Here is an 8826-nt window from a genome sequence, read left to right on the forward strand (position 1 = left end):
ACGCATAATAATGCGATCCCACATTCCTTCGTAGTATCCGGCCAGCAGCCCCAGCGCCGTGCCAATCGCCATACCGACCAACACGGAGCACACGCCGGAGACCAGCGAGATCCGCGCGCCCAGCAGAATGCGGCTGAAAATATCCCGCCCCAGCGAATCCACGCCCAGCCAGTGCAGCGCCGACGGCCCTTCGTTCAAGCGGTCGTAATCGAAGTAGTTTTCCGCGTCGAAAGGCGCCAGATAAGGGGCAAACACCGCCACCAGCACCAGCAGCACGACAAACAGGCCTGCGACCAGCGCGACCCGCTGTTGGCAGAAGCGCCGCCAGAACTCCCGCAGCGGCGTCCGATGTGTCCCCGCCTTCGGCATCGCCGCGATTGCGGCGTTACGTCGCCAGTTTTTCATTCAATTCCTCACTGATAACGAATGGCCGGATTGATGGCCGCGTACAACATATCCACCAATAGATTGATGAGAATAAACTCCAGCGAAAACAGCAGCACTTCCGCCTGAATCACCGGGTAATCGCGCATTTCCACGGCGTCCACCAGCAAGCGGCCCAACCCCGGCCAGTTGAAGACTTTTTCCACCACGATAGAGCCGCCCAGCAAGAAGCCGAACTGTAGCCCCATCATCGTCACCACCGGGATCAGCGCATTGCGCAACCCGTGTTTGACGATGACCAGCGACTCCCTCACCCCTTTGGCGCGGGCGGTACGCATATAGTCTTCCTGCATCACCTCGACGAAAGACGCGCGGCTAAAGCGGGCCATCACTGCCGCCACCGCCGCACCCAGCGTGATCGACGGCAGAATATAGTGCCGCCAGCTGTCGGCCCCGACGGTCGGCAGCCAGCCCAATTGCACCGAAAAAACCTGCATCAGCAGCATGCCCAGCGCGAAAGCCGGGAAAGAGAGGCCCGACACCGCCAGCGTCATGCCGACCCGATCCGGCCAGCGGTTGCGCCACACGGCCGAAACGATCCCCATGCTCATGCCAAACAGCGTGGCCCAGACCATGCTGCATACCGTCAGCCAAAACGTGGGCATGAAACGGGTAGCGATCTCTTCCGTCACCGGCCGTTTAGAGACCATCGAGTGGCCGAAATCGCCCTGCAAGACATTCCCCATGAAATGCAAAAACTGCTGCGGCAGCGGCCGGTCCAGCCCCAGCTCATGGCGTACCATCTGCACCACCTCGGCATCCGCATCCTGTCCGGCCACCAGACGCGCGGGATCGCCCGGCAGCAGGTGAACAAACAGGAACACCAGCACCATGACGATGAATAAGGTTGGGATCAGTCCCAGTAAACGTTTGAGAAAATAATTCAGCATTGACGCCTTTCCACATACGGTGTTTCGCCGACCGGCCAATCCGCCGGACGGAAAAGCCGCCGGACTGAAGCCGGCGGCGCAGGTTGATTACTCAGTCAGGTCGGCGTTATCAAAGCTGAACGACGTGTCCGGCATCATGTAGAAGCCGGTCAGTTTCTTGCTATTGGCTGACACCAGTTTTTCCGTTACCAGGAACGCCCAGGGCGCATCCGCCCAAATCTTATCCTGTGCGTCGGCGTAGAGTTTCTGCTTCTCGGCGCGATCCGTCGTTTTCAACGCGTTCGTCAGATCGGCGTCCACCGCCGGGTTGCTGTAGAACGCGGTGTTGAACTGCGCAGGCGGCCAGGCGGCGGTCGAGAACAGCGGGCTCAGCGCCCAGTCGGCTTCGCCGGTGGACGCGGACCAGCCGGTATAGAACATTCTCACCCCGCTCTCCTTCACGCCTTTACCTTCCACTTCTGCGGCGCGCTGTCCGGCGTCCATCGCCGTTACCTGCACCTTGATGCCCACCTGCGCCAGCTGCTGCTGGGTGAACTGCAAGACTTTCTGCGCCGTGCTGTGGTTATGCGACGACCACAACGTGGTGGTGAAACCATTCGGATAACCGGCTTCTTTGAGCAGCTCGCGCGCCTTGGCTGGATCGTACGGCCACGGCTTGTACTGCACCGCATAGTCAACACCGGCAGGCAGCGGACCTTCGGACGGCACCGCATAGCCCGAGAACGCGACCTTAATGAGCGCATCCTTGTTGATGGCGTAGTTGATCGCCTGACGGACTTTCGGGTTGTCGAACGGCTTCTGCGTCACGTTGAAGCTGATGTAGCGATGCAAGATCGACGGCGACGCCACCAGCGAGATAGCCTTGTCGTTCTCCAGCAGCTTGGCCTGCTCGAACGGGATCGGGTAAGCGAACTGCGCCTCGCCGGTCTTCAACAGCGCCGCGCGCGTGTTGTTATCGACGATCGGACGCCAGGTGATGCTATCCAACTTAGGCAGACCGGACTGCCAGTAACCGGCAAACTTTTCCACCTTCACAAAGTCGGTCTGATTCCAGGTCACAAAGCGATAAGGCCCCGTTCCGACCGGGTGGAAACCGATCTCTTTGCCGTACTGTTTCAACGCCGCCGGTGAGATGATGACCGCCGCCGGATGCGCCAGATTATTGACGAACGCGGAGAACGGCGTTTTCAGCGTAATTTTCACCGTCAGCGGGTCAACGACGTCCGTACTGGCGATGGCCCTGAACAGGTTGTAACGCTTCAGGTGATTGTTCGGGTTGCTGACGCGATCAAAGTTGATTTTCACCGCTTCAGCGTTGAAATCAGTGCCGTCGTGGAATTTCACGCCCGGTCGTAATTTGATGGTATATACGGTGCCGTCGGGGCTGGTCTGGTAGCTCTCCGCCAGCACGTTCGTGAACTTCATGTCCTTATCAAAGCCGAACAGCCCCTGATAGAACGACTTGGCCACCGTCTGAGACAGCGTGTCGTTAGCGTCGTAAGGATCGAGCGTCGTGAAGTTGGAGGCGACGGCGATCACCGCATCCTTCGCCGCCCATACCGGCGCAGCGGCCATCGTAGCAGCGATGCCCGCGGCCAACAGCCAGCGAGACGTCTTAACTGTTTTCATGTTGTGCATTCTCCTTGTGTTCCCTATCAGTAGGCGCCGGCGATGCGGTGGCGGGCGACGAAGTGTCGCTCCCCTACCTGCACCAGCGGAGCAGTCGCGGGCTCATCGCCCAATGCCCGGATTGGGCTGGGTATTTCATCAACCGGTAGCGCCAGATCCTGATGACGCCGGGAAGGATCGGGGCTGGGCACCGCCGCCATCAGCTTGCGCGTGTAGGGGTGCTGCGGATTTTCGAACACGTCGCGTCGCGTGCCGATCTCGACAATCTGTCCCATGTACATCACCGCGACACGATGGCTGATGCGCTCTACCACCGCCATGTCGTGGGAAATAAACAAAAATGCGGTGCCGAATTCACGCTGAATATCCAGCATCAAATTGACGATTTGCGCCTGAATCGAGACGTCCAGCGCCGAGACCGACTCATCGGCGATCACCACCTTAGGATTAAGCGCCAGCGCCCTTGCGATGCAGATCCGCTGCCGCTGGCCGCCGGAAAACTCGTGCGGATAGCGCTGCGCGTGCTCCGGCAACAGGCCCACCCGTTCCAGCAGCGCGGCGACGCGTAATTCCGCCTGCGCCCGTCCGGCGACCTTGTGCACCAACAGCGGCTCCATGATGGAATAGCCCACCGTCTGACGCGGGTCCAGCGACGCATAAGGATCCTGGAAAATAAACTGAATGTCCCGTCGCAGATGCTGCAGCGTGGCCCCTTTCAGCTGATTAATCCGTCGGCCATCAAAGGTAATCACGCCATCCTGACTGTCGACCAGCCGCAGCAGCGAGCGGCCCGTGGTCGATTTACCGCACCCGGACTCGCCCACCAGCGCCAGCGTTTCGCCGGGATAGAGGTCGAAGCTGACATGCTCTACGGCATGAACCTGACGGGTGATCCGATTCAACAGGCCTGAACGAAGGGGGAAACGCGTCACCAGGTTCTCAACCTGCAGAACCGGCGACGCATCCGCGGGAATGGTGTTCTGCGGCACCGCGGCGACATCCTGCGGTTGACCCGGCAACATGAAAGGCAGAGGAAAAGGCTGTCCGCTCATGGCCCCCAGCCTCGGGACCGCGGCCAGCAGCGCCTGCGTATACGGCTCTTGCGGCGCGGAGAACAGCGCATCGACGGCGCCGGACTCGACGCAGACGCCGCGATGCATCACCAGCACCCGGTCCGCCATTTCGGCCACCACGCCCATATCGTGAGTGATGAAGATCACGCCCATCTCCATCTCGCGCTGCAGCGTACGAATCAACTGTAGAATTTGCGCCTGAATCGTTACATCCAGCGCTGTCGTCGGTTCATCCGCTATCAGCAGCTTCGGGCGGCAAGAGAGCGCCATCGCGATCATCACGCGCTGGCGCATACCGCCGGAGAGCTGATGCGGAAAACGCTTCATGACATTGGCCGCTTCGGGGATCCGCACCCGCTCCAGCATATGCAGCGCCTCGCGTCGGGCGCTGGCGTGATCCAGCCCCTGATGCAGCCGCACCGATTCGGCGATCTGTTCGCCCACGGGAAAGACCGGATTCAGGGACGTCATGGGTTCCTGAAAAATCATCGCCATATCTGCGCCACGGATATGGCGCATCTGGGAGGGGGGAACGTGACGGAGATCGACGATGTCCCCGCCGCGACGACGGAAGAGCAATTCGCCGCTGGAGAACGCGCCGCCCGCCTGCTCAATGAGGCGCATCAGCGCCAGTGAGGTGACCGACTTGCCGGAGCCGGATTCCCCGACAATCGCCAGCGTTTCGCCGCGATCGACGGTGAAGGATAAGTTTTGCACCGCATCGATTCGTTGCTGATGCTGCATAAAATTGACGCCCAGCCCGCGAACGTCGAGAACGCGGTGTGGGGGCAGCGTCCTTGCGCTGCCTGCCTCGGAGGTCGGTAATCGGTCTATCTGAGACGACAGTGTCATGTACGGTGAATCTCCCATAAAACTCGCTTCCCGCCGCTGTAGTTACGGGATCCTCATCGGGTTTCGACTATATTTAGCGCTGGCGTCAATGTAAAGAACAAATCCATCGGCGGGTTGATAAAAAGATCTTTTATAACAAAAAGTTACTACACATAATCTCGCGCTATAAGGTCAAAAAAACTCCCTTATTCATATTTTCAACTCGCGACGCGACTCGCGTTTATCGCCCGCGTTCGACGTTCTCCCCTTAGGCGTTCTCTGACATAATGATGGCATAGGAACCCTGTTTCCGCCTGCGTTCCCCCCGCAGCGGAGCCCTTAGTGGAGCACTCATGAACGCATCCGGCCTTCTTTCTCTCGATCAGGCGTTACAGCAAATGCTGGCGCAGATCGCACCGATCGCGGATACCGAGACGGTATCGATTTATCAGGCCGCAGGCCGCATCGCGGCGACGCCGCTGACTTCCCCCATTAACGTTCCCCCTTTCGACAACTCCGCGATGGATGGCTACGCCGTCCGCGGCGATGAAGACTTCGACCAACCTCTTCCGTTGGCGGGCAAAGCCTTCGCGGGCGCGCCTTTCGAGGGCGTCTGGCCCGCAGGCAGCTGTATTCGTATTATGACCGGCGCGCCCCTCCCCGCCGAAGCGACCGCGGTCGTCATGCAGGAACACACGACGGTCTCCGAGGCTGGCGTTCAGTTTTTACAACCGATTGAGCCAGGGCAAAATATTCGCCGTGCCGGTGAAGATATTCGCGAGCAGGAGTCCGTTCTGAATGCAGGGACGCGACTCGGTACGGCCGAGCTACCGCTGTTGGCCTCGCTGGGGATCGCAGAAGTGAACGCCTATCGTCGCCTGCGCGTCGCCGTATTTTCGACTGGCGACGAGCTACAGCCCGTGGGGCAGCCGCTACAGCCGGGGCAGATCTATGACACCAACCGCTTTGCGGTGCGATTGATGCTGGAAGAGTTGGGCTATGAGGTCGTCGATCTCGGGATTATCCCTGACGACCCGGCGGCGCTGCGTCAGGCCTTTACCGAAGCCGATACCTGCGCGGACGTCGTGATCAGCAGCGGCGGCGTCTCCGTCGGGGAAGCCGACTACACCAAGTCGATGTTGGATGAGCTAGGCGACATTCATTTCTGGAAGCTGGCGATCAAACCGGGCAAGCCGTTTGCCTTCGGCAAGCTTCCCCACGCCTGGTTCTGCGGTCTGCCGGGAAATCCGGTCTCCGCCGCCGTGACGTTTTATCAGCTGGTGCAGCCGCTGCTGGCGAAGTTGTCCGGCTATTCGCAGTGGCGATTGCCTGCCCGTATGCGGGTGAAAACCGTGACCCCACTGAAAAAAACGCCCGGACGTCTCGATTTCCAGCGCGGTATTTTCTCACGCAACGCGGACGGCGACATTGAGGTGCGCAGCACTGGTCATCAGGGGTCGCATGTGTTCAGCTCGTTTAGTCAGGGCAACTGCTTTATCGTGCTCGACGCCGAACGCGGCGCTGTCGCCGCCGGCGAATGGGTGGAAATCGAGCCGTTCAGCCGCCTGTTGGGAGACGCATGATGGCGACGCTGACGGATGCCGAAGCGCTGCGCTATAACCGGCAGATTGTCCTGCGCGGCGTCGACTTCGACGGGCAGGAGGCGCTGAAAGACGCCCGCGTGCTGATCGTCGGTCTCGGCGGTTTGGGCTGCGCGGCGGCGCAGTATCTGGCGGCGGCGGGCGTGGGGCACCTCACGCTGCTGGACTTCGATACCGTCTCGCTGTCGAACCTGCAACGACAGATCCTGCATCGCGATGACCGCATCGGCATGGCGAAAGTTGCTTCCGCCGCCGTCGAGCTGCGCCGTATTAACCCGCACATCACGGTGGCGACGGAGGAAGCCCAGTTGGATGACCTCGGGTTACGGGAGCGCATCGCCGCGCATGACATCGTCGTGGACTGCACCGACAACCTGACCACCCGCAACCAGCTGAACAACCTCTGTTTCGGGCTGAAAAAACCGCTCGTCTCCGGCGCGGCCATTCGTATGGAAGGACAGCTCAGCGTATTTACCTACCAGCCGGACGCGCCCTGCTATCGCTGTCTCAGTCGGTTATTCGGCGACAGCGCGCCGACCTGCGTGGAAAGCGGCGTCATGGCCCCGCTCGTGGGCATCATAGGGTCGCTGCAGGCAATGGAAACCCTGAAGCTGCTGACCCATTTCGGCACCGTCCACGCCGGAAAGTTACTGATGGTGGATGCCATGACGATGCAGTTCCGCGAGCTGACCTTGCCCAAAGATCCGGCCTGCGAAGTCTGTGGCAATCCGCCTTCTTCCCCCCCCCGCTAATGCGTAAAATTTCGCCGTCGAGTCCCTCACAAACCGCGCACATCTTCTATCCTTAGTCAGGTATCTATCCCCACGGCCGCTGACCCACATCAAAACCGAGATTCAGCGGCGCCAGAACGATTAAGGGAACTCGCCCCTTGCAGAGAGGATTTACCTATGAGTAATGCATTCCTTGAGGCCATCAAGGCCCGCCGCTCCATCTATGCTCTCGGCCATTCGCTGCCCCTGTCAGAAGATCAGGTCACGCACCTCATCATGGACGCCGTCAAACTGAGTCCATCTGCCTTTAACTCGCAGACCTCGCGGGTCGTGATTCTGTTTGGCGAGCAGCATCGCAAGGTGTGGGACATCACCCGCCGACAGCTGCAAAAGATCGTCCCCGCCGAATCCTTCGCGCCGACCGAGAAAAAACTGGCCTCATTTGCCGCAGGCGCCGGTACGGTCCTGTTCTTCGAAGACACCGAGGTCGTGAAGGCGCTGCAGCAGAAATTCGCCACCTACGCAGACAACTTCCCGGTGTGGTCGGAACACTCGACCGGCATCGCGCAATTTGCCGTGTGGTCGGCGCTGGCGCAGGAACACATCGGCGCATCGCTGCAGCACTACAACCCGCTGATCGATGACGATATCAAAGCCGCCTGGTCCCTGCCGGAAAGCTGGAAACTGCGCGCCGAAATGCCGTTTGGCGCGATAGAACAGCCTGCGGGCGACAAAACCTTCATCCCGGATGACCAACGTTTCCGTATCTTCAAATAACGGATCTGCGCGTCGCGGGCATTCAGGCCCGCGGCCTTTTTCGACTCAACCTCATTCACCGTTCTTCCCCGAATTGCCGACACGCTGCGGTTAAACACCCATCGATTGTGTTGTCCCTGAGGGGGGACTAGTATCAATGAGTTCGTTTTGAACACCCTGCGTATACAAAGCCTGTGCGCGTTCTGATTCCAAATGATTGAAACAGAGAGGCATACAAATGAGTAAGATCGCTGTGGTTTATTTTTCCGGCTACGGTCACACCAAGCTGGTTGCTGAAGTGGTGGCGGAGAGCGCCGGGGCGACATTGATTCCCATCGATAACAACGGGGACATTGAAGAGGCGGACTGGCAGACGCTGGCCAATGCCGACGGCATCATTTTCGGCGCCCCCACTTACATGGGGTCGGTCGCCTGGCAGTTTAAGAAATTTGCGGACGCGTCGTCCAAAGTCTGGGCTGAACGCGGCTGGCAGGACAAAGTGTTTGGCGGCATCACCAACAGCGCCAGCCTGAACGGCGACAAGCAGGTCACGCTGATCTATCTGCAAACGCTGGCCGCGCAACACGGCGGCATTTGGGTCAGTCTGGGACTGCTGCCCGCCAATATCCAGGCATCGACGCGCAGCGACATCAACAACCTCGGCGGCTCCGTCGGCGTGCTGGTGCAGTCCCCTGCGGATGCCGGGGCGGACGCCATTCCGACGGGCGATTTGGAAACCGCCAAACTGTATGGCGCCCGTGTCGCGGACATCACCCGCCGCCTGCACGGCTAGTCGACGCCCGTCGCTCGCCTTGAACCCTCATCAGGGACTCCCGCTCGGCGGCAGTCCCTGTTTTTATGCGGTGTGCGT

The 8826-nt window shown here is 60.0% G+C and carries 7 protein-coding genes and 1 pseudogene; 4 read left to right on the forward strand and 4 right to left on the reverse strand.

Annotated elements, in window-relative coordinates; all coding sequences use genetic code 11:
• The 4 genes and pseudogenes from Q7O77_RS11010 to Q7O77_RS11025 all read right to left on the reverse strand — a co-directional run.
• Positions 1-405 (reverse strand): annotated as a pseudogene (locus tag Q7O77_RS11010) (glutathione ABC transporter permease GsiD); the annotation flags it as partial.
• Between the two features lie 8 nt (positions 406-413).
• Positions 414-1334, reverse strand: a complete 921-nt coding sequence (gene gsiC / locus Q7O77_RS11015; protein WP_304166951.1) for a glutathione ABC transporter permease GsiC — start codon at positions 1332-1334, stop codon at positions 414-416.
• Between the two features lie 87 nt (positions 1335-1421).
• A complete protein-coding gene (gsiB, locus tag Q7O77_RS11020) occupies positions 1422-2972 on the reverse strand; it encodes a glutathione ABC transporter substrate-binding protein GsiB (RefSeq protein WP_304166954.1) in 1551 nt (516 codons plus the stop codon).
• A gap of 17 nt (positions 2973-2989) precedes the next feature.
• Positions 2990-4888, reverse strand: a complete 1899-nt coding sequence (locus tag Q7O77_RS11025) for a dipeptide ABC transporter ATP-binding protein (RefSeq protein WP_369696217.1) — start codon at positions 4886-4888, stop codon at positions 2990-2992.
• Positions 4889-5220: 332 nt separating this feature from the next.
• On the opposite strand from Q7O77_RS11025, the gene moeA reads away from it, so the two are divergent.
• The 4 genes from moeA to Q7O77_RS11045 all read left to right on the forward strand — a co-directional run bounded on the left by moeA (position 5221) and on the right by Q7O77_RS11045 (position 8748).
• Positions 5221-6450, forward strand: coding sequence for a molybdopterin molybdotransferase MoeA (gene moeA / locus Q7O77_RS11030; RefSeq protein ID WP_304166956.1), 1230 nt, complete (start codon positions 5221-5223; stop codon positions 6448-6450).
• The gene (gene moeB / locus Q7O77_RS11035; protein ID WP_304166958.1) at positions 6447-7220 is read left to right on the forward strand and encodes a molybdopterin-synthase adenylyltransferase MoeB; all 774 of its coding nucleotides are present in this window, start codon (positions 6447-6449) and stop codon (positions 7218-7220) included. The genes moeA and moeB overlap by 4 nt, the downstream gene beginning before the upstream one ends.
• Positions 7221-7376: 156 nt before the next feature.
• A complete protein-coding gene (locus Q7O77_RS11040; RefSeq protein ID WP_304166961.1) occupies positions 7377-7976 on the forward strand; it encodes a nitroreductase family protein in 600 nt (199 codons plus the stop codon).
• A gap of 217 nt (positions 7977-8193) precedes the next feature.
• Positions 8194-8748 carry a flavodoxin family protein gene (locus tag Q7O77_RS11045; RefSeq protein WP_304166963.1) on the forward strand — a complete coding sequence of 185 codons (555 nt, stop codon included), beginning with the start codon at positions 8194-8196 and terminating at the stop codon, positions 8746-8748.
• Positions 8749-8826: the final 78 nt, after the last annotated feature.

This window comes from Lonsdalea britannica, assembly GCF_946477055.1.
In the GTDB taxonomy this organism is placed as follows: domain Bacteria; phylum Pseudomonadota; class Gammaproteobacteria; order Enterobacterales; family Enterobacteriaceae; genus Lonsdalea; species Lonsdalea britannica_A.

What these genes read in the sequence shown, in the direction of transcription:
- moeA (WP_304166956.1), top strand. Translation starts at nt 5,221, where the DNA reads ATGAACGCATCCGGCCTTCTTTCTCTCGATCAGGCGTTACAGCAAATG.
- Q7O77_RS11045 (WP_304166963.1), top strand. Translation starts at nt 8,194, where the DNA reads ATGAGTAAGATCGCTGTGGTTTATTTTTCCGGCTACGGTCACACCAAG.
- Q7O77_RS11040 (WP_304166961.1), top strand. Translation starts at nt 7,377, where the DNA reads ATGAGTAATGCATTCCTTGAGGCCATCAAGGCCCGCCGCTCCATCTAT.
- gsiC (WP_304166951.1), bottom strand. Translation starts at nt 1,334, where the DNA reads ATGCTGAATTATTTTCTCAAACGTTTACTGGGACTGATCCCAACCTTA.
- Q7O77_RS11025 (WP_369696217.1), bottom strand. Translation starts at nt 4,888, where the DNA reads ATGACACTGTCGTCTCAGATAGACCGATTACCGACCTCCGAGGCAGGC.
- gsiB (WP_304166954.1), bottom strand. Translation starts at nt 2,972, where the DNA reads ATGCACAACATGAAAACAGTTAAGACGTCTCGCTGGCTGTTGGCCGCG.
- moeB (WP_304166958.1), top strand. Translation starts at nt 6,447, where the DNA reads ATGATGGCGACGCTGACGGATGCCGAAGCGCTGCGCTATAACCGGCAG.